Annotated in this window: 15 protein-coding genes, 1 tRNA gene and 1 pseudogene; all 17 read left to right on the forward strand. The window is 41.7% G+C overall.

All coding sequences use genetic code 11. The annotated features are described in order from the left end of the window. Positions 1-345: pseudogene (locus tag AC5GD6_RS05130) on the forward strand (MBOAT family O-acyltransferase); the annotation flags it as partial. Further along, complete coding sequence (locus AC5GD6_RS05135) at positions 332-1,852, forward strand: hypothetical protein (RefSeq protein ID WP_464362069.1); 1,521 nt, start codon at positions 332-334, stop codon at positions 1,850-1,852. The pseudogene AC5GD6_RS05130 and the gene AC5GD6_RS05135, both read left to right, overlap by 14 nt. A gap of 118 nt (positions 1,853-1,970) precedes the next feature. Continuing rightward, positions 1,971-3,464, forward strand: a complete 1,494-nt coding sequence (gene secD / locus AC5GD6_RS05140) for a protein translocase subunit SecD (protein WP_491846384.1) — start codon at positions 1,971-1,973, stop codon at positions 3,462-3,464. Next, positions 3,457-4,431: a protein translocase subunit SecF gene (gene secF, locus AC5GD6_RS05145; protein WP_276770495.1), complete on the forward strand. Its 975-nt coding sequence runs from the start codon at positions 3,457-3,459 to the stop codon at positions 4,429-4,431. The genes secD and secF overlap by 8 nt, the downstream gene beginning before the upstream one ends. An 11-nt stretch (positions 4,432-4,442) precedes the next feature. Beyond that, entirely contained in the window at positions 4,443-7,985 is a 3,543-nt protein-coding gene (recJ, locus tag AC5GD6_RS05150; protein ID WP_491846385.1) for a single-stranded-DNA-specific exonuclease RecJ, read from the forward strand. After that, entirely contained in the window at positions 7,978-10,365 is a 2,388-nt protein-coding gene (locus AC5GD6_RS05155; protein ID WP_491846386.1) for a RelA/SpoT family protein, read from the forward strand. The genes recJ and AC5GD6_RS05155 overlap by 8 nt, the downstream gene beginning before the upstream one ends. A 155-nt stretch (positions 10,366-10,520) precedes the next feature. After that, the gene (locus AC5GD6_RS05160; RefSeq protein ID WP_491846387.1) at positions 10,521-11,237 is read left to right on the forward strand and encodes an MBL fold metallo-hydrolase; all 717 of its coding nucleotides are present in this window, start codon (positions 10,521-10,523) and stop codon (positions 11,235-11,237) included. A gap of 118 nt (positions 11,238-11,355) precedes the next feature. Then, positions 11,356-11,442: transfer RNA gene (locus AC5GD6_RS05165), tRNA-Leu, on the forward strand. A gap of 285 nt (positions 11,443-11,727) precedes the next feature. Further along, positions 11,728-12,303: a translation initiation factor IF-3 gene (gene infC / locus AC5GD6_RS05170; RefSeq protein ID WP_081462125.1), complete on the forward strand. Its 576-nt coding sequence runs from the start codon at positions 11,728-11,730 to the stop codon at positions 12,301-12,303. A 17-nt stretch (positions 12,304-12,320) separates the two neighbouring features. Beyond that, entirely contained in the window at positions 12,321-12,515 is a 195-nt protein-coding gene (gene rpmI / locus AC5GD6_RS05175) for a 50S ribosomal protein L35 (protein WP_006303445.1), read from the forward strand. Between the two features lie 51 nt (positions 12,516-12,566). Beyond that, the gene (rplT, locus tag AC5GD6_RS05180; protein WP_006303444.1) at positions 12,567-12,926 is read left to right on the forward strand and encodes a 50S ribosomal protein L20; all 360 of its coding nucleotides are present in this window, start codon (positions 12,567-12,569) and stop codon (positions 12,924-12,926) included. Between the two features lie 369 nt (positions 12,927-13,295). Next, positions 13,296-13,856, forward strand: coding sequence for a hypothetical protein (locus AC5GD6_RS05185; protein ID WP_416447966.1), 561 nt, complete (start codon positions 13,296-13,298; stop codon positions 13,854-13,856). A 134-nt stretch (positions 13,857-13,990) separates the two neighbouring features. Further along, positions 13,991-14,269 carry a DUF6779 domain-containing protein gene (locus tag AC5GD6_RS05190; protein ID WP_491846388.1) on the forward strand — a complete coding sequence of 93 codons (279 nt, stop codon included), beginning with the start codon at positions 13,991-13,993 and terminating at the stop codon, positions 14,267-14,269. Next, positions 14,262-15,626 (forward strand): hypothetical protein, encoded by a 1,365-nt coding sequence (locus tag AC5GD6_RS05195; RefSeq protein WP_491846389.1) that lies wholly within the window; start codon positions 14,262-14,264, stop codon positions 15,624-15,626. The genes AC5GD6_RS05190 and AC5GD6_RS05195 overlap by 8 nt, the downstream gene beginning before the upstream one ends. A gap of 210 nt (positions 15,627-15,836) precedes the next feature. Then, positions 15,837-16,142, forward strand: coding sequence for a type II toxin-antitoxin system RelB/DinJ family antitoxin (locus tag AC5GD6_RS05200; protein ID WP_491846390.1), 306 nt, complete (start codon positions 15,837-15,839; stop codon positions 16,140-16,142). Next, a complete protein-coding gene (locus AC5GD6_RS05205; RefSeq protein ID WP_491846391.1) occupies positions 16,139-16,462 on the forward strand; it encodes a type II toxin-antitoxin system RelE/ParE family toxin in 324 nt (107 codons plus the stop codon). The genes AC5GD6_RS05200 and AC5GD6_RS05205 overlap by 4 nt, the downstream gene beginning before the upstream one ends. Positions 16,463-17,097: 635 nt before the next feature. Next, positions 17,098-19,068 (forward strand): hypothetical protein, encoded by a 1,971-nt coding sequence (locus AC5GD6_RS05210; RefSeq protein WP_491846392.1) that lies wholly within the window; start codon positions 17,098-17,100, stop codon positions 19,066-19,068. The last annotated feature ends 286 nt before the right edge of the window (positions 19,069-19,354 follow it).

Raw genomic sequence — 19,354 nt, forward strand, 5'->3', positions numbered from 1 at the left:
GTGGTAAACATTGGCTGGTACTTCGACCGTATCTTTGATGCACAAACCTCGTTTACCTGCCTCTACAACACGGTGTTCTCGTTTCATGCACATATGCTTTATCCAACACTTTATAGCATAGGCATTAAAGAGGACCAGATTCTTGCCATTGCGTTGAGCTTTGTAATGTGTGTAGTGGTCTTTGTAGTAAGTTTCATCAACGAACGTGGTGGGAACACTCTTGCATATTTTGACAAACAACACCACATAGCGCGTTATGCACTTTATATTGCTGTATTTTTAGTACTGGTATTTGCAAGCTACTTAAGTTCAAATCACGGAGGGTTTATGTATGCCAATTACTAAACTCACACACCACACTGATACGAGCATTTCTCAGGTTGCGTGTGCCTCCTTGAAAAACGATCAATCAAAGACTTCCTCTTTTTCGTTTAAGCAGCGTGTTATTCGCCGTTGCGTAGCCGCGCTGATTTTTATGATTGTGTTTTGTCTTATCAATGTAGCTTTAATGTGTGCGTTTGTTCCGTACTCATCATGGTCGCTCATTTCATGGGAAGCCTTTAATAAAGCCTCTCATGTTGACACTATTATTACGGGATCGTCTTATGCTGAACGTACAATCAATCCTACTATTTTGGATGATAAGCTTCATACAACTACCTATACCGTTGCAGTGCCACTTCAAAGCTTGCACGATAGCTTTCATGCCATTAAAAAAACTCACGAAACACGAGGAATTTCTCGCGTTATTTTAGGACTTCGCCATGAAAGTCTTTGGGATGACCCAAACGAAGCTGATCTTAAAAGGCATGCCATTTTTTCAACGGGTTATTTAAGCGACTTATCATTGCCGTACTATCTAAAAGATGTATCACAAACGGTTTTTGACCCTCATTATTTTGGTAAGCGTGACTCCCTTAATTACCCTGTTCTGTGGGGTTATCATGTCAATCGTAAATCTGATCCGTTGAACAATTTATCACAAAGATTATCTTCAACTGATCGAATTGCAGATTCTGTTATTCATTATCATACCTGGCATTATTACGCAAATGGATATGGTAATTACTCTAGTAATACTAAATGGTTTGACCATGGTGTTGATTTGAATAAACGCACGCTAACGCCCTTTGAGTTTGGCAAGCTTTCAGACGAACATATGAAAACGTATGAGGAAATTTGCAAGTATTGTAAGGAACACAATATTGAGCTCATCACAGTTATTGCGCCATATCCTAGTTTTGTGTTTGTAAATGACAAGGGCGTGTATCCTTCTATGATGAAACCGCTTGAGGCTCTAGCACAAAAATATGGTTCACGGTACATAGATCTTAACTTAGTTAAAGATAATCAGTATCGTCCTTCGTTACTACAGTTTTACGATGTGGAACACCTTAATTCCAGCGGTGCTGACCGTGTAAGTGCTTTGGTAGCTGATATTTTATCGAATACAGATTCTGATGCTCGTATGAACGAACTGCTTTACCGTTATGATCAATGGGAGGATTGTCGCAATAGCTATCCTGGGGTTCAGCATGTTTCGTGCACAATTTCTGCTCAAGATGGCGAGCAAAACATACATATCGACTCATGCCACAACGACAAGATCACTCCTGAATTTAGGATTGTCGCGCGCAAAGTTAAAGAAAACTTATCCAATTACGATATTATGTACAGGGCATATAAAAATTATGATCCCACTGCCACCGAGGTAATACGTGACTGGAGCAGTGAGACCGATTTTACCTGGAAGCCTAAGACAAAAGGAAAATATATTCTCTATATACAATCACGTCCTCTCATACAAAGCGATCAAGATTGTGGTTTAACGAGAGTAATTACGGTTGTCTGAATATAATTTGTGCACTCGTTTGCCATGAGATTTAAGCTACTTTTGTTTATAATTAAGTTTCGTTGTATATCTTTACATAATTTTGTGTGAGTGCTCAAAGATTACGAAAGAGACTACTATGATAAAAGACATAAAACCTCGTCAAGAACATTCGGGGTTTGCACGATGGAATGGTCAGGACATCTCGCGTGGCTCATCTCAGCGTAGAAGAAATTCCTCGCGGAAAACGCGTATAACACCTCATCAACGCCGTTGGATCTCTTCCTTGGTATTGTTGGTAATTGTGCTGGTGGTTGCCGTTATTGGCTTTACGCCGCTTGGTGAGAAAATCACAAAGGGTCTTGATATTCAAGGCGGTGTATCGGTTATTATGACCGCTTCGCGCCCCGATGGATCGACCCCTTCGGCCGAGGAAATGCAAATCGCTACCAATATTATTCAAAAGCGTGTGAATGCGTTAGGCGCTTCCGAAACAACGGTGCAGCAACAAGGTGCTACGTCTATTCTGGTTCAAATTCCAGGCGCAACCGATGCAAAAGCTGCTATTAAAACGATTGGACAAACGGGTAATCTGCAGTTTGTTCGTTTAGACGATATTGGTGACGCTGATGCATTGCTTAAACTTCAAGCAGGTACCGAAGGTGTAGAACTTGAAGATAATACGTATACCTCATTTTTGGACGGTTCTCACATTGTAAAAACATCGGTAGAACAAAGCACGCAAAATGCAAAAGGTGGCTACTCTGTTAATATCTCCTTAGACGATGAGGGTTCAAAGCAATTTGCTGATGTTACGCGCGAGCTGGCACCTACCAAGGGTCGCATTGCAATCACCTTGGATGGAAAAGTATATTCAGCTCCTGCGGTTCAAAATGAGATCAACGGCGGTCAGGTTTCCATTACGGGAAACTTTACACTTCAGCAGGCAAAAGACCTTAAGACCGTGCTTGATAGTGGTTCACTACCCGTTAAGCTTAGCTATTCAGAAAGTAGAGTTGTTGGCCCAACGCTTGGTCAAGATTCGCTGCATCAAGGCATTTTTGCAATTGCTGTCGGAGCCGTGGCTGTTATTATTTACCTGTTTATTTTTTATCGTGCACTTGGTTTGCTTACGATGGGCTCTTTGGCAGTCTTTGCCGTGTTGTATTTAGGACTTTTAGCACTGCTTTCTCACTTTGGTGCGTTTGCACTTACATTGCCTGGTCTTGCAGGTATTGTATTAACCACAGGATCGGCTGCCGATTCCTCTATTTTGGTTCTTGAGCGTTTCCGCGAAGAAATTCGTATGGGCAAACGTATTAAAGACGCAGCTGTTTCGGGTTCAAAGCACGGAATTATGACGTCATTGGACGCCGATGCTGTTACCATGGTTACGGCACTTTCGCTTTTCTTTGTTGCAGTTGGTGCCGTGAAAGGTTTTGGTCTCACACTTGCCTTAGGTATTGTGTGTGATATTGCCACCATGTTTTTCTTTAAAGCCCCGGCTTTACGCTTACTCGCGCTTCATGCCATTGAAAAACATCCTCGTTTTTGGGGTGTTTCACAAGATGTAGACGAGGCGCAGCGCAAACGAGACGAGCTTGCTCAAAAAGGAGGTGTTGAGCATGCGTAGTCATTTTAGAAAAGAAATCAGCTTTATCCCTCACCGTCGTGTGTTCTTAAGCATTTCAAGCGTGTTGGTAGTGTTAGCTGTTGTAGGTTTAGTTCTTAAAGGCTTGGTGTTTGGTATTGAATTTCAAGGCGGAACTACCATTGATTTTCACGATACGGGCTCTATAACAATAGCTGCTATGCGTGACGCTCTGCTTCAAGCAGGGGAGAATGATCCTGTTGTTCAAACCAGTGTTTCTGATGCAGCACAAGGATTTTTGGTGCGCTCTGACACCACAAACCCCGAAGTTGCAAATGCTCACGCTGCTGCTGCTGCAAAAAGCTTGGGTCTTGCCGACGATTCGTATACCGTTACTACGATCGGTCCTGACTGGGGTCAAGATATCACGCGCGCGTCTGCCTTTGCATTTTGTATCGCAATTGTTTTGATTATTGTGTACGTTTCAATTCGTTACGAATTCAAAATGTCTATTACCGCAGTTATCGCGCTTATTCACGACCTTGTAATTACTCTGGGAATTTATGCATGGACTCAAACGCCTATTACACCTAACGTGGTAGCTGCACTTTTGACCATTATGGGATATTCGCTCTACGATACGGTTGTTGAATTTAACCGTATGGACGAAAACGCCAAACATCTTCACGATGGCATTCATCATACCTATTATGAAATTTGTAATTTCTCAATTAACGAAGTATTTGTTCGTACCATTAACACGACAATCACCTCTGTGGTACCAGTTGCAATTATGCTTGTTCTTGGCGGTCAAACGCTTAAAGACTTTGCGCTTGCTATGCTCATCGGAGAAATTTTGGGTACATGGTCAAGCTTTGGAGTTGCTTCTCCGCTGTTAGCTATTTGGAAAACTCACGAAAAGCGTTGGGCGCGTATCGAGCAAAAATATGCAAGTCATACGCAGCAGCTTAATCACGACGAACTTAACAGTGTAGCTCGTAATCGTTAGTTGAGAGCCTTATGATTGGTTCAACGCAACATAATCGCTGGCAACTGTTATCCAGAGATCTTGAGCTTGAAGATAAGCTTATAAACACGTGCAGATTGCCTCGGCTTGTTGCGCGTGTTTTGGTATCGCGCGGCTATACCACGCAAGAACAGATTGAGCGCTTTTTAACGGCTTCGCTTGAACGTGATTGGGTAAATCCGCTCTTTATTCCAGGTTTAGCGGCTGTGGCAGACCGCGTTCAGCATGCGCTTGATTCACACGAGCGTATTGTGGTGTTTGGTGATTTTGATGTAGACGGTATATGTGCAACAGCACTCTTAACCGATGCACTTAAAACGCTTGGTGCGCGCGTGTATCCGTTTATTCCAAGCCGCGTTCATGAGGGTTATAGCCTTTCTAAGGCTGCGTTTGACCGCCTTGTAGCGGCGTATAACCCCAATCTTATTATTACCGTTGATAACGGTATTGATGCATATGAGCAGTGCTTATATAGTATCAAGCATGGCGTAGACGTAGTTATTACCGACCACCACGAGCCTACTGCAAAAACTCTTCCCGTGGTGCCCACCGCAAATCCAAAGCTTAACCCATCGTGCGCATCATTTGAGCTTGCTGGTGCAGGTGTTGCGCTTAAGCTTGTTGATGTGCTTGGTGCTGCATACGGTAAGCCTTATCTATGGAAAGATTATCTTGATGTAGCAACGCTTGGAACTATTTCCGATCGTGTAAAGCTTACTCCAGAAAATCGCGCTTTAGTTACCGAAGGTATTCGTTGTATTCGTGCGTCAAGTCGTTTGGGCTTAAGTGCTCTTGCTCGTGTGTGCGGAATTGATATTCACGCTACGATGCCCGAGGAGCTCGCAAGTTCTTTGATTCCGCGCCTTAATGCTGCAGGAAGGCTTGATCGTGTTCAAACGGCATATAATTTGTTGCAGGCGCAAAGTTTAAGTGAAGCATATACGTATGCAAATGAGCTTGAAGAATTAAATATTTGCCGTAGAAATCTTGAGAAAAAAGCTTGCGATGAAGCATTTAAACAGGCAAAAGACGCGCTCAAGCAGCAAAAACATGTGATATTTGTTTCAAGTTCAAAGTGGAATGAAGGCGTTATCGGCATTGTTGCTTCTCGTCTTGCGCGTGCCTATGAATTGCCCGCGTTTGCGTGCTCAATTGCTCAAGGTAGTGCAAAGTGTTCGGGAAGAAGCGTTGGCAACGTTAATCTTTTTGATGTTGTTGAGAGGTTTGGATCGCAGCTTATTCGTTTTGGCGGACATGCTGCGGCAGTTGGATTTACGTGTTCGCCTCATATTCTTCCTACCATAATTCAACACGTTGAACGCACAATTGACGCTTTGCCTGCCTCGGCGCTTTATGCACCGCGTGAATTGGTTATACCAGTTGATTTGTCCGAAATTACCGTATCAGATCTTGATTCTTTAGAAATGTTGCAACCTTTTGGATCGGGCAACGAGCGTCCAATTTTTGCAGCTCATAACATTGAAATGCGCAATAAAATGCGTGTTGGTGCTCATAATAATCATATGCGCTTTGTTGCGCAGCAGCACAAAGTGCGCCTCTCATCCATTGTTTTTAAGGCATCTCATATTCAAAATCTTATGTCGTTACACGAAACCTGCGATATTGTCTTTAACCCTGTTAATGAGGTTTGGCAAGGCCGTGTTAAGCCTAAGCTCATGATTAAAGATATTATTGTGCGCAAACAGGATACCAAGCATGCACATTGTGATACCTGTGCATTTTCTCGGCTGAGTCTTCCTCAAAGAGAACTTGATGGCGAGCTTAATCATGAGTCGCTGGCATTGAGAAGCGAACTTGAACAAAAAACTGATGATGAGCTTGAGAACTTTTTGCGGAGACAACTCATCGGTGACCATGCGCTGCTTCCTGTGCAAGCATATGCGCTTAACATGCTCAGACACAACAACAACTGTTTGTGTGTTATGGCAACCGGTCGAGGCAAATCTTTGATTTTTCAGCTGTTTGCATGTATGTGCGCAATTAAACGTAAGGGTTTAAGCATTTTTGTGTATCCGTTGCGCGCCCTTGTAAACGACCAAAGCTATCATATAAGTGATGTGTGCTCAAAATTTGGCGTGCGCGTTTGCGTGCTTAACGGAGAAACGCCCCAGTCAAAGCGCCTAGAGATCTATCAACACATTAAAGATGGAACCTGCGATATTGTAATGACCACGCCCGAGTTTTTAGCGCTTCATGCGCGCGAGTTTGTAGGCACAACTGCTTTTGTTGTGTTTGATGAAGCTCATCATATGGCCGAAGCAAAGCGTGGTACACGCAGCGCATATAGTTGTATGCCGCAGGTACTTGACGTGCTTGGTAATCCTGTTACCTTGGCAGTCAGTGCAACGGTTTCTACCGATTGTGCCCGTGAGATTTTACGACTTGCACACATAGGTGCGCAGCATGTTATTTTGGATGATTCGCAGCGTTCTAATTTAGACATTATTGATAGACGCAACGCTAATAATCGTGACGAGATATTGGTTAACCTCATTGCCGACGGCGAAAAAACTGTTGTGTATGTTAATTCCCGTATAAAAGCTCTCCAGCTTGTACATATTTTGCGCCATCGCCTACCTGAATTTGCACCGCAAATTGCATTTTACCATGCTGGTTTATCGCGAGATGTGCGTGTACAAGTGCAAACGGCTTTTCGTGCAGGTGATCTTATTGCAGTTATAGCTACCAGTGCTTTTGGCGAGGGAGTTAATATTTCTGATGTTCGACGTGTTGTTCTGTATAATATGCCCTTTACCGCGCACGATTTTAATCAGATGAGTGGGCGCGCTGGAAGAGATCATAAACCATCTGAAATTTATGCTCTCTACACCAAACACGATATTGCTTCTGCACGATATATCTTGTCTACAACTGCTCCTTGTGCAGATGATTTACAGTGCATATATACAGCACTTGTGCAAACCGCGCGAAAAGGGGCGGCTTCCAAGGTATTGTCCAAAGACACCCACGATGAGGACGCTACCGTAGCCACCGTAACTGTTTTGCTTAAAGACGTACAAGACGCTACAACTTGGTGTGATATTTCCCGTTCACATGGCGCATCTTGTAGTCCAGTCGCATGTGAAAAATCCGATTCTGAGTGCGTTCGTACAGAACACACAAACGAAGCACCTCACGCTCGCACGCAAAAAGAAAAGGGGTACTCACCTGCATATAGTGTGTCTACTATTGAGGCTGCTTTGCAGATTTTTAAAGAATTGAAGCTCATTGATTACAACGCGCATACCCTTTCTCAGGCCGATGTTGCCCTACAGCGTGTAACACTTACCTTTAATCATGCTGATATATTTGATTTATCAGACACTTTACTCACGATTCCTGTTATGCTTGAGAAGTCGATACGCTATGTTGAAGGCTTGCGTATGTGGGAAGAGTTTGATCAAATGAGCGCGTGGGCACACGCGGCAACGCGCGCTGAGATGCTCGCTCGTGTTCAAAGACCTATCCTTCCTGCATTCGGGAACATTGTAGACGAAAGAGTTGCTCATGAATAATGTTAAGAATAACAAGCAGGATCCAGCGCAGCTAAGTGCGGATGCGCCTGCGTCAAAAGAGGGGCAGCTAGAACCATACGTAAGAAAAGCTGGCGTTCCGCAAGCAGACAATTGGCGTCCGCTTCGTTCGATTTGTGCACATTATTTAGGTTTTGAAGCGGTTAAACGTTTAGACGAAGCGTATGATTTTGCTTCTACTTACCATAAAAAGCAAATGCGCCAATCAGGTGAGCCTTACATCAACCATCCCGTAGAAGTTGCCTTTATTTTGGCAAAAGACTTGCATATGGACGAAGACTCAATTTGCGCTGCGCTTTTGCACGACACGGTTGAAGATACGTCTGCAACGCTTGAGGATATACGCAATCTTTTTGGTGAGACCGTTATGGATTTGGTAGACGGTGTAACTAAACTTACCTCCATTGAAGTAAGTTCAATGGACGAAAAGCAAGCTCTTAACCTGCGTAAAATGTTTTTGGCAATGTCTAAAGACATTCGCGTTATCATCATCAAGCTTGCCGACCGTTTGCACAATATGCGTACGCTTGCTGCGCTTCCGCCCCATCGTCGAAACTTTAAAGCGCGCGAAACCATGGATGTTTATGCGCCTTTGGCGGATAGGCTCGGTATCAGCTCTATTAAGTGGGAGCTCGAAGATTTAGCATTTTTGTATCTTGAACACGATGAATATGAGCATGTTGCACTTATGGTGCAAGAAACACGTGCACAACGTGAACAAAATATTACCAGTACAATCCATATGCTTGAACAAGAATTACACAAAGTTGGTATAAGTGATTTTCAGATTCAAGGTCGTCCAAAACATCTGTGGTCAATTTATCAAAAAATGCTGAGAAAAGATAAAAGCTTTAATGATATTTATGACCTCGTTGCTATTCGCGTGCTTACCAAATCGGTGGGCGACTGTTATTTAGCGCTTGGTGCAGTGCATACGATCTGGCATCCTTTGCCTGGTAGGTTTAAAGACTATATTGCTATGCCTAAGCCTAATGGATACCGTTCGCTTCATACAACAGTTGTGGGTGTAGACGCGCGTCCTATTGAGATCCAAATTAGAACGTTTGAAATGCACGACCAGGCAGAATATGGTATTGCGGCACATTGGCTGTACAAGAAAAATGGTAGCAGTACGGGTAAAATGTCGCGCGATGAAGAAGAAATTGATTCGCAGATAAACTGGATTCGCCGAAGCCTCGACTGGGCAGTTGATGAAGACCTAGAAGATCCGCATGAATTTATGCACAACTTGCGTCTTGATCTTTTTGAGGACGAAATCTTTGTATTTACGCCAAAAGGCGAGGTTGTAAGCTTGCGTCGAGATTCAACGCCTCTGGACTTTGCCTACTCGGTACACACAGAAGTGGGAAATCATTGCGTAGGCGCAAAAGTTAACGGATCGGTTGTGCCACTTACGTATCGTTTGCGCAACGGCGACCGCATTGAAGTGCTAACCAATAAAAACGCAAAACCTAGCCATGACTGGCTCAATATTGTAGTAACTCCTTCTGCAAAAGCTAAAGTACGAAAGTACTTTTCTGCATTGTCGCGCACCGATGATGCCGAAGCAGGCCGTGTGGATTTGGCTCATGAGCTGCGCAAAAAAGGTTACGGCATTTCAACATTGCGCGTGACCAAAGCACTTGAAGACGTAGTGAGCCAGTTTGATTTTGTGCGCGTAGAAGATTTGTTAGCAGCACTTGGAACGGGAAAAATTTCTACCAAACAAGTTGCTAATAAAATTGAAATTGCTATCGAAGGTACTGATGCTGTTCATGCCCAAGTTGTTGCCAAACATGCTGAACAAAAAATTGCTATCGAACAAGATTTGCCGCTTGCGGTACAAAAATTTGAGCAATATCGTAAAAAACGCAAACAGGCAAACTGCGGTGTTGTTGTTAAGGGCGATCCCGATTTGCTGGTACACCTTGCGCATTGTTGCAATCCTGTTGCTGGTGACGAGATTGTGGGCTTTGTAACGCGTGGGCGTGGTGTCTCTGTTCATCGTTGTTCGTGTCCTAATAAAAAAGGGCTGGAAGCTCATCCCGAGCGTATGATAGAAGTTGCATGGGATACAACGGGCGCAACAGAATTTCAAGTTGAAATTGTGGTTGAAGCAACCGATCGTATGGGGCTGCTCAAAGATATTACTTCAAGTTTATGCGATGCAGGAAGTAATATTTTATCTGCAGCAACACAAACCTCATCTCATGGATTAGTGAGAATGCGCTTTTTGCTGGCAATTTCTGATGCCTCACGCTTACCTGCGCTCTTTGCAAGTGTAAAACGTGTACAAGCAGTTTTTGACGCGCGTCGCATTCTTCCGGGTGAGGGAGGAAACGAAATGAAACGCATCTTGTAAGAGGCGTGTTGTTTTGGCGAGCTGCGTTATTGCAACGCGTTACCCTAGCTAGCGCTTGGTTACAACATTTTCGCGCAAAAGTTGTTGTTTGGTAAACTGTACGTGCATACAGGTGTTGTTGTGCGTGCTCACATCCTTAAGATAAGAGGTACTTTATGATGGAAGATACGCTTAATTCTCGCGCGTCAGCGTCTGATTCATCTTCTCAGATGCCCGAGCCTTTAGAAGAGCTCCAAGGCTTTATCGTTGGTCCTTTATGCACTAACTGCTATTTATACGAGTCCATTGACAATGGTGAACATGTAGGGCTTATTATCGATGCTGGAGATCAGGGTACAGCCATTGCCCAACATTTGCCTCAAGAGTTGCACATACGCTATATTCTTGCAACTCATGGGCATAACGACCATGTAGGTGGTGTGGCGCAGCTCCGCCGTCTTACGGGTGCACGCTATGGCATTGCCGCCGCCGATGAAGATCGCGCTTTATCGGCACAAGGACCCGATGAACTTGGATATACCTACGAAGCAAATGCACCGCACGCTGATTTTTACCTCGAAGATTCAATGGTGCTTGATTTGGGCGCAGCGTCGTTTAAGATTATGTCGGTACCAGGTCATACGCCCGGAAGCGTTATTATTATCGGTCAAGGTAAGGCTCAAGGTTTGGTGTTTACAGGAGATACTCTTTTTAAGGGAAGTATTGGACGTACCGATTTACTAGGCGGTGACGACCGCTTAATGCAGCAAAGTCTAAAGCGCATCGTTCGCGAGCTTGATCCTAATTCGCATATTTTCCCTGGACACGGCGATCCATCACGGATGTACAAAGAACTTGAACATAATCCATTTTTGCAACAATACACGTCATAAATGCTGGTAAATAGCTTGTATGCGAACTTGCACATATAATAAGCAAAAAATAACCTTTGCCAAAAGCCTGTGATGTGCTATATTTTTACACGCACCTATCAAGCGGTGTTGCAAACGTGCCCGAGTGGTGGAATTGGCAGACGCGATGGATTCAAAATCCATTTCTGGCAACAGAGTGTGAGTTCGAGTCTCACCTCGGGCACCACGTATGCTTTTCAGTATGTTTAGATTATGGTCTCGCCTGTTTTTTAGTAAAAAGCTTGAAAATAAGCATGTAAAAGCGTATTGTAAGCAAAGATAAAGCGGAGCTGTTACGGCTCTCACCTTATGGCGCTCAATGTAGCTATCAGGTCAAGCAAATGTGATACACGTTATGTATGATACTTATGCCTGACCTTTTGTGTCGGGTTTTTTTATGCCGACATTTGTTGTTATGCTCTATATGTGGCGTTACCTAAGGTTTAGGTTATGTGAAAGGAAGGTGTAGAAGATAGCCAAGAACGACGCAACTCGCATTAATGACGAAATTACAGCACGTACTTGTCGTCTTATCGGTGTTGATGGTTCTCAGTTAGGTTTGTTTGGTGTTCGTGATGCTCAGCGGATTGCCGATGAACAAAATCTCGATTTAGTTGAGATTGCACCGGGAGCAGAGCCTCCTGTATGTAAGGTGATGGACTATCGCAAATTCAAGTACGATCAAGACCGCAAAGCAAAGCTTGCTCGTAAAAAGCAGGTTAAAATTGAGGTCAAAGAAATGAAGTTTCGTCCAAAAATTGATGTGGGCGACTACACCACCAAGAAGAATCATGTTATGCGCTTTTTAAAAAAAGGAGCGCGTGTCAAGATTACTATCATGTTCCGCGGCCGTGAAATGGCGCATCCCGAACAGGGACAAAACGTTTTGGACCGCTTGGCTGCCGATTTAAAGCCGTACGCAACGGTAGAGGCAAAGCCAAAAATGGAGGGACGCAATATGCATATGCTTGTTGCTCCCATTAAGGGTGCTTTTGATGAGAAAGCTCCGCGTCAAGATCAAGCGCAGGTTGAAAAGAGCGAAGAGTAGTAAAAGGAGAGCTAGTTATGCCTAAGATGAAAACTCACAAAGGTTCGGCAAAACGTTTTCGCCGTACAGGAACCGGAAAAATCATGCGTGCTAAAGCATTCAAGAGCCACATCTTAACCAAGAAGTCTCAAAAGCGTATTCGCGGTTTCCGTAAAGAAACTCTTGTTTCTAGTGCAGATGCTCAAGTTGTATCACAACGTATGGGCAATTAGTTTGACGCACATGCGTCTTTTGAAGAAAATTTCTTAAGGAGTTGATGAGATATGGCACGTGTAAAACGCGCAGTTGCAGGTCGTAAAAAGCGTCAAACACTCGTAGAGCGCTCAAAGGGTTATTACGGAGTAGGCTCTCGTACCTTCCGCGGTATGAAAGAGCAAGTTCAACATTCTCTTCAGTATGCATATCGCGATCGTCGTAATAAAAAGCGCGAGATCCGCGGTCTTTGGATTCAGCGCATTAACGCTGCTGCTCGCTTGAACGATCTTTCTTACAGCACTTTTATGCATGGTCTTAAAGTTGCTGGCGTTGAGCTCGACCGTAAAGTGTTGGCTCAAATTGCCTGCGAGGACGAACAAGGCTTTGCTGACTTGGCTGCAGTTGCTAAAAAAGCATTGGCAGAGTAGGCATACGAATAGTATTTGCCATTACTTAGTGTTATTGCTAAAACCCGATCTTGCATGAGGTCGGGTTTTTCTTGTAGTATTTTTGTCCTCTGGCATTGAATGCACATGTGGGGGGCGTCGTGTTGATGTCAAGGGTCGAAGGGAAATAGGCTCGAAAGCCCTTGAAATAAGGCGCTTTTCGGGTTTCGTCGGTTTCGAGCAGGTGGAGACGGCAATCGCTCCGAGAGAACTTATCCAAGGATGGCTTGAAGGACGATTCCGATTAAAGGTGTGAGTGTTGAGTTGCCAAGTTAGATGTTGGGGTAGTTGAGTGTCGGAGATAGATGCCTAAGTCGGGAAGACTGAAAAAATACAAGGAGGTATCTTTTTATGAGCAAAAAGGAAAAAGATACATACGTTAAAAAGAAGAAGGACATGAATTTCCAGAGTGTGGAATCCATGCAATCTGTGGTTAATGTCGTAAACGAGGCTGCGGCTGCCCTAAACGACAAAAGCCGAATAATTAAAGAGAGCGCTATTCCAGAAGTATTAGCCGGAGCTCTTGGAGCTGGTATTGGTGGAGTGGGTTCTTTTGCCGGCCTTTACGGGCTTGGTGTTGTTGGATTATCCGCTGCCGGTATCACATCGGGTCTTGCAACAGCGGGAGCTATCGTTGGAGGTGGTATGGTGGCAGGGGTGTTTATCCTTGCTGCACCAGTCGCAGGGCTTGCTGCTGCCGGAGTAGGAGTTGCTTCGCACTTGAAGAATAAGCAATTAAGGCAGGAAAAAGAACGCTTATACAAAGAGGCGCTGAAAAAGCATGAAGCAATTATCAAGGCTATGAAGGCAGAAGCTGATGCAGATAAAGAGAGAATGGATTATTTGCAGAGCCTCAACATTCTACTTCAGCAGGCTATCAAGGATTTGAAGCATGACTTGGGTGTTGCATAAAGCGGGGTGCTGCGATGAGTAAATTCAACATAAATAAGCTGACGCCTATGCTGGACAAGGCGGATGCTGGTTTAGCAAAAGCAGGAAAAGCAGTTGTTTAAGTCGTAAAGGATCAAAATTTTCAGATCGGAGTTTTGACTGCGCTACCCACGACTGTGAGTGCATTTTTCTTAATCAGGAAGTATCAAAAACAGGCAGAAGAGAAAGAGGAATTGTACAAAAAGGCTCTTGCTAAGCACAATGCGGTCATCAAAGAACTGGACGCAAAGACGGAACTCGACAAAGAGCGTCAAGATAGGTTGTTGGCATATGATTCCAAATTGAAGAAAGAGATGAACGGCTTACAATCCGATATACAGGAACTAAGATCTCAGATCGCGGAGCTTGAAAAAAAGAAGGCTAAAGATGAGTAAATACAAGTATTCTGAAACGGAACAACAAATAAATGATGCTCTGAAATATCATGACGAGGAGCTAAAGAGGATTAAGGCATCAATGTCATCTACTTCTGAACTTGATAGTAGAATTCAGGAAAGCGAAGATATGCTCCAAATGCTTGGGTATACGGAAATGCCAACATTACCGAAACAAGTTGAACCGAAAAAGGTAATGGTTGTACCCTCGTGGGAAGATTTATGCCTCGAAGCAGAAAAGGCTGTAGGGTCTGGTCATGAACTTGAATCAATCTTTACTGAGGAAGAACTCAAGAGAAATACCAAGGAAATCCAGCTGCTTAATGCAGAGTATAATCAGCTTCACCATCTGGATAAGTACGACATTGCAATTAGTGCTGTGGCAGGAATGCTTGGGGCGACTGTTGATATTTTATTAGTTGGTATTCCCCAGAAGACTCCAGAAGGTTTAAAAGGTGGGACTCTTGCAAATTACGTCAGGGACTGGTTTGATAAGAAATTCCCGGAAGAAGAGATGGAGAAACTGGCCAATTCCAAGGTTAGCAAAGTACCCTTTGATGCACAGGATAATCGAAACACGACGGTGTATGTTGAAGGATTGTCAGCATATTATCATCGGTTGCTTTCCCTTGGGCATGATCCCTTGCTCGGTCTTATATTTGGAGTGGCAGATATACTGACAGGTAGAATGACCACTATTGATAAGACTGGAAAAATCGTATCTCAGGTCATGGAAAACTATGCAGACCGAAAAGAAACAGATATTTTCGCATCAATCGCAAAACAGATAATTCATTTTAAATCGGATATCACAACATCAATGGGACTTCCTGCTCCGTTGATGGGATTATTCAATCTCTTGCAGATTGGTGAAATCGGAGAGTATGATCAGACCATTGCCGAGATCGTACAAGGTATGTATTACGAAGGGTATGACTTTATACATTTCTGCATGCTATCAATCCCAGTAATGATTGTTGAGGTGGTAACGAGGATAGGATATGCCTTCAAACGAATTAAGGAAGGACATTCAATCAAGGATTCCATTCCGTTTTCTCTGAAGAGAGAGAAGCATCCAAAGCTGTCGACCATGTTATTTATTGGGCACTCTGCAGCAACAGCTGTGAATGCCGGAAAAGTTTATTTCACAAAGAATCCAATGGCAATAAACTATCCACAGTGGATTGCCTTTGCGAAATACTCATATAAACAGCTTAAGTGGGTATTGTTAGAAAAACCAAATGCACGAGATGCTTATGTACGAGGAATAATAAACCAGCAACCTGCTGTGGTGTTTGAAGAGGTGGATTCTACATTTGATGAAATTTCCGCAGAATATATTGTGGTATTCGAGTAAGGATAGACAGACCAAGGCTCCTCAGTACTGATTGAGTTCAGTGGCGAGGAGCCTTTTTACGCTTCGATTTCAATTGTGAGGCCGGACTTGAATTCCACGGTGATGCCTTTGATGCGTGAGGCTATACATCCCCCTTTCTAAACGATGCTTGCAAATGCTTGCAATAATTGATAAGTTTTGCTATACTTTCCTCAAAAGGAGATGATTTTTATGGCAAAGACAAGTGCGTTTTATGCCCGTATTGATACGAGCCTTAAAGAAAATGCGGAAGGAATCCTTTCCACTCTGGGGATTACTCCTTCCAGTGCCCTGCAAATGTTTTACAGTCAAGTCGTTTTACAAAAAGGTCTGCCTTTTGAGCCGCGACTTCCACACGCAGCGCCTACCGCCATCGGACATATGAGCAAAGAAGAGCTTGATGCAGAGCTTTATAAGGGTCTTGATTCTCTGAAAGCGGGGCGTGTCTATACGGCAGATGAAATGGATGAAGAGTTTTCCGGGAAGTATCAGGTATGAGTGAGCCCTATTCCGTCGTCTATTCACCGAAAGCCTGCGAAGATCTTCTGGGCATTGGTGACTATATTGCCTATATACTGAAAGCTCCTCTTGCTGCGGATCATATCACGAAACTTCTACGTGAGCAGGCAAAGTCTCTGTCGTCCTTTCCCGAGCGTCATCCTTTAATGGAAAATGAACCGTGGAAGGCGATGAATATGAGAGCACTTCCCGTGAAAAACTACGTCATCTTTTATACGGTTAGCGAGCCGGCACATATGGTAACGATCATTCGTATCGTCTATGGCGGACGAGACCTAAAAGGCATAGCAAATAGCTGAAAGCAAGCCTAAAGACCTTGGCTACGTTAGAAAACTGCGTACCTTAAGGGGTGACACACATGCCACAGACAACATTTTCCCCGCTTTTCCCTGTGCCCCTTTTTCTTTTTTTCTTTTAGTTGATTTTGGTGGGACGAATTACGTTAAGAGAATAAATTATTGTGTTGACAACGAGTAAAACGAATGTTACAATTGAACCAGAAATAAATAGTTCACGAGTGATTTTCGCCTTGGATTTCCTGCTTTTCCGTATTGGGAAATCCTGAAAAGCGACCAGCACTCTACACATGCACGAATGGATAACGGGCGGTGAACCATAGAACATTGAGTTCTGTTGGTTTTCCGCCCATTTTTTTTGTTCTCAGAAAGGAAGAGAGGGTTATGTCAAAAGAACAAAAACTAAGAATACTAAGTTTGACGACCAAGCATAAGTATACAGAAGATGTGGCAATTGAGGATTCAGGAGGATCGTAGAATCGTTATTTGAATAAGAACCATCACGAAGGGATAATTTCAAAAGAGCAATTGTAAGCAGTTCAACTTGAAATGGTACCTCGCAGCAATGTGGAAGTTTTAGAAGATGGAACAGTGCGTAGAAAGAATAAAAAATATAGTTCGAAGAGAGATGTTAAATTATGATGAAAAAATTAAAATACAGATTATGGTATTTATCATACTTATGTTTAAGCAAATTTATGAGGTTGTTATTTTTTGTTTGTGAAATTGCAAGACACCCAATTAAAAATATTTCAATATGGTTAGTAGGATTGTTACCATTATTGATTTATAGAAATCTACCCACAGAACTAAAGGGAAAAGAGATGTTTTATATGTCTGCTGGATTGGTATCAATAATTACATTTATATCGAATTTTTTAGAACGACAGACGATTGATACTGAGAATAAAGATAATTTCTACTTGGGCTATAATATAAAAAAATTGATATTTCATAATAATTTTTGGTTTAAAAGTTTTAATGAACTCCCAGTTAAACCTCTATCTTGGATAATTGCTATTCTTCCGATTATTTCTATTGGTGTTGAGTTGGATTATGGATCTAGAGCATTAAATGAAATGCGTGGAATAATAGTTGCACATATTAAATATATAGATTCAATATGGCTTTCTGCATTCATAGTTGGTTCATTTTATTGCATCGCCCTTTTGATAGAGACAATAGATTTATCAAGAAAAAATTTCTCGCAAAGTTATTTGTATAAAATTACTAATAAATTTGAAAAACTAAAAATAAAAATGGAGATAGAGCAGGACTTTGAAGAAATATTCAATAATATTTTCAATATTAAAAATATATTAGAATTAGAAAATAACTATTATAGCAATGTTGAAAGAGTCACTAATTACATTTATTACATTTTTAGCAAGGGTAATGAAGTTAGTGCAAGTGATTCTGAAATTATAGAATTTTATAACATTGCATATGAATGTGAAAGGAATAAAATAAATAATCTACTAAATAAAGTATATAAATATGCAAAATGTGATACAAATAAAAAGATAAAATATTTTATTGATAACTATCTACTTCGCAGCATTATGAAACTGCTTGAACTGTACTATCACATAAAATGGAATACAATAATTAAATTAAATGTGTTACCGATAGAGATTGTGAATATTGCAATTCAGGATTTAAGAGTATTGTTGGAAATAGAGACAAAGTTGCATGGAAATAAAGAATATGAAAATATATTTTGGGGAATTTACAAAAGTAATGAGTATTATTTTAGAGAAGATAAAAAAGAAAGTAATTTATGCATTTCAAAAATACTTGCAATTTTAAAAGAAAAGTTTAGAGATATTAATTTCATAAATCAATGTAATGATATGACTATGATGATGAACTTGTTCGATGTTTTAAATAGAATAGATAGTCAAACTAAAGACGATAGATGCTTTCCGCCAATATTTAAAATCTTATTTAGACATATTATTGACGATAGAAGTAAAGAAAATGCTTTTGTTGAATCGTTTTTAACTCGCATGAAAAATAAGAGGTTGCCAGAATACCTTATTAGCGAAAGTAATAACGTTAGTAAAGAAATATTAATGAGCGGAGACTCGATAACAAATGATACTCTTAAGTATCTTTTGAATTTTATGCACTTAGAAGATATTATTGTAATATTGATTTTCAGGCTTGCGTATTCAGAACGCTCTGATAGACCAGTAATGGCAATTGATGAATTTAAAGTATGGAAAACTGCTATTGAAAAAGTCAAAAGATCAATAAATATTGATGATTTAGAAAAGTCAAAATTTATAGATAAATTGTGTGATGAAATATCGACTTCAGATGTTTCTCATTTTATTTTTGAACAATTTGTTAGATGGATGTGGTCTTCACTGTTTCAAAGATTTGACGAAAACAAATATGAGGAATTTGTAAAACTTGGCGCAGACGGAAGTAGACAAGACTTTAGTTTAGATAGATATATTATCGTCAGATTGCTTTTATGCGATTTTGCCTATAGGCCAATATATACTTACAGATATAAAAGGGAGAATCAAATAAAAATGGATAATGAGCTATGTAATATTAAAGATATATTAGATTACGAACATGTAAAAATTAATTGTTAAAATAGTCTAATAGGACTGAGCGTAATCAGGTTATATACTGTAGCTTAAGTATGGTTAATATCAGCGAGTTTATAAGTATATCGGTAAGCTAAAACACCCTATAACCTCGCGCTGAAAGTGTCGTCATGGCAGCACGAGCTCATGAGCCAAGCACATTTAAGCTTTGCGCTTTTGTTTTCTTCTTCGTAAAAACTCTTTAACAATGATTGGAATTATAGTTGGAATACATTCAGTGGTTAAGAAATACGTAATGTATAAGTAAATCCAGCTACTACCCAATTGTTGA

Source organism: Fannyhessea sp. (assembly GCF_986145555.1).

Bases quoted from the DNA above. Each gene is read 5' to 3' on its own strand.
- AC5GD6_RS05210 (WP_491846392.1), top strand. From the start codon at position 17,098: ATGATGAAAAAATTAAAATACAGATTATGGTATTTATCATACTTATGT.
- AC5GD6_RS05205 (WP_491846391.1), top strand. From the start codon at position 16,139: ATGAGTGAGCCCTATTCCGTCGTCTATTCACCGAAAGCCTGCGAAGAT.
- AC5GD6_RS05135 (WP_464362069.1), top strand. From the start codon at position 332: ATGCCAATTACTAAACTCACACACCACACTGATACGAGCATTTCTCAG.
- AC5GD6_RS05155 (WP_491846386.1), top strand. From the start codon at position 7,978: ATGAATAATGTTAAGAATAACAAGCAGGATCCAGCGCAGCTAAGTGCG.
- recJ (WP_491846385.1), top strand. From the start codon at position 4,443: ATGATTGGTTCAACGCAACATAATCGCTGGCAACTGTTATCCAGAGAT.
- secF (WP_276770495.1), top strand. From the start codon at position 3,457: ATGCGTAGTCATTTTAGAAAAGAAATCAGCTTTATCCCTCACCGTCGT.
- AC5GD6_RS05160 (WP_491846387.1), top strand. From the start codon at position 10,521: ATGATGGAAGATACGCTTAATTCTCGCGCGTCAGCGTCTGATTCATCT.
- rpmI (WP_006303445.1), top strand. From the start codon at position 12,321: ATGCCTAAGATGAAAACTCACAAAGGTTCGGCAAAACGTTTTCGCCGT.
- AC5GD6_RS05185 (WP_416447966.1), top strand. From the start codon at position 13,296: ATGAGCAAAAAGGAAAAAGATACATACGTTAAAAAGAAGAAGGACATG.
- AC5GD6_RS05195 (WP_491846389.1), top strand. From the start codon at position 14,262: ATGAGTAAATACAAGTATTCTGAAACGGAACAACAAATAAATGATGCT.
- rplT (WP_006303444.1), top strand. From the start codon at position 12,567: ATGGCACGTGTAAAACGCGCAGTTGCAGGTCGTAAAAAGCGTCAAACA.
- secD (WP_491846384.1), top strand. From the start codon at position 1,971: ATGATAAAAGACATAAAACCTCGTCAAGAACATTCGGGGTTTGCACGA.
- AC5GD6_RS05200 (WP_491846390.1), top strand. From the start codon at position 15,837: ATGGCAAAGACAAGTGCGTTTTATGCCCGTATTGATACGAGCCTTAAA.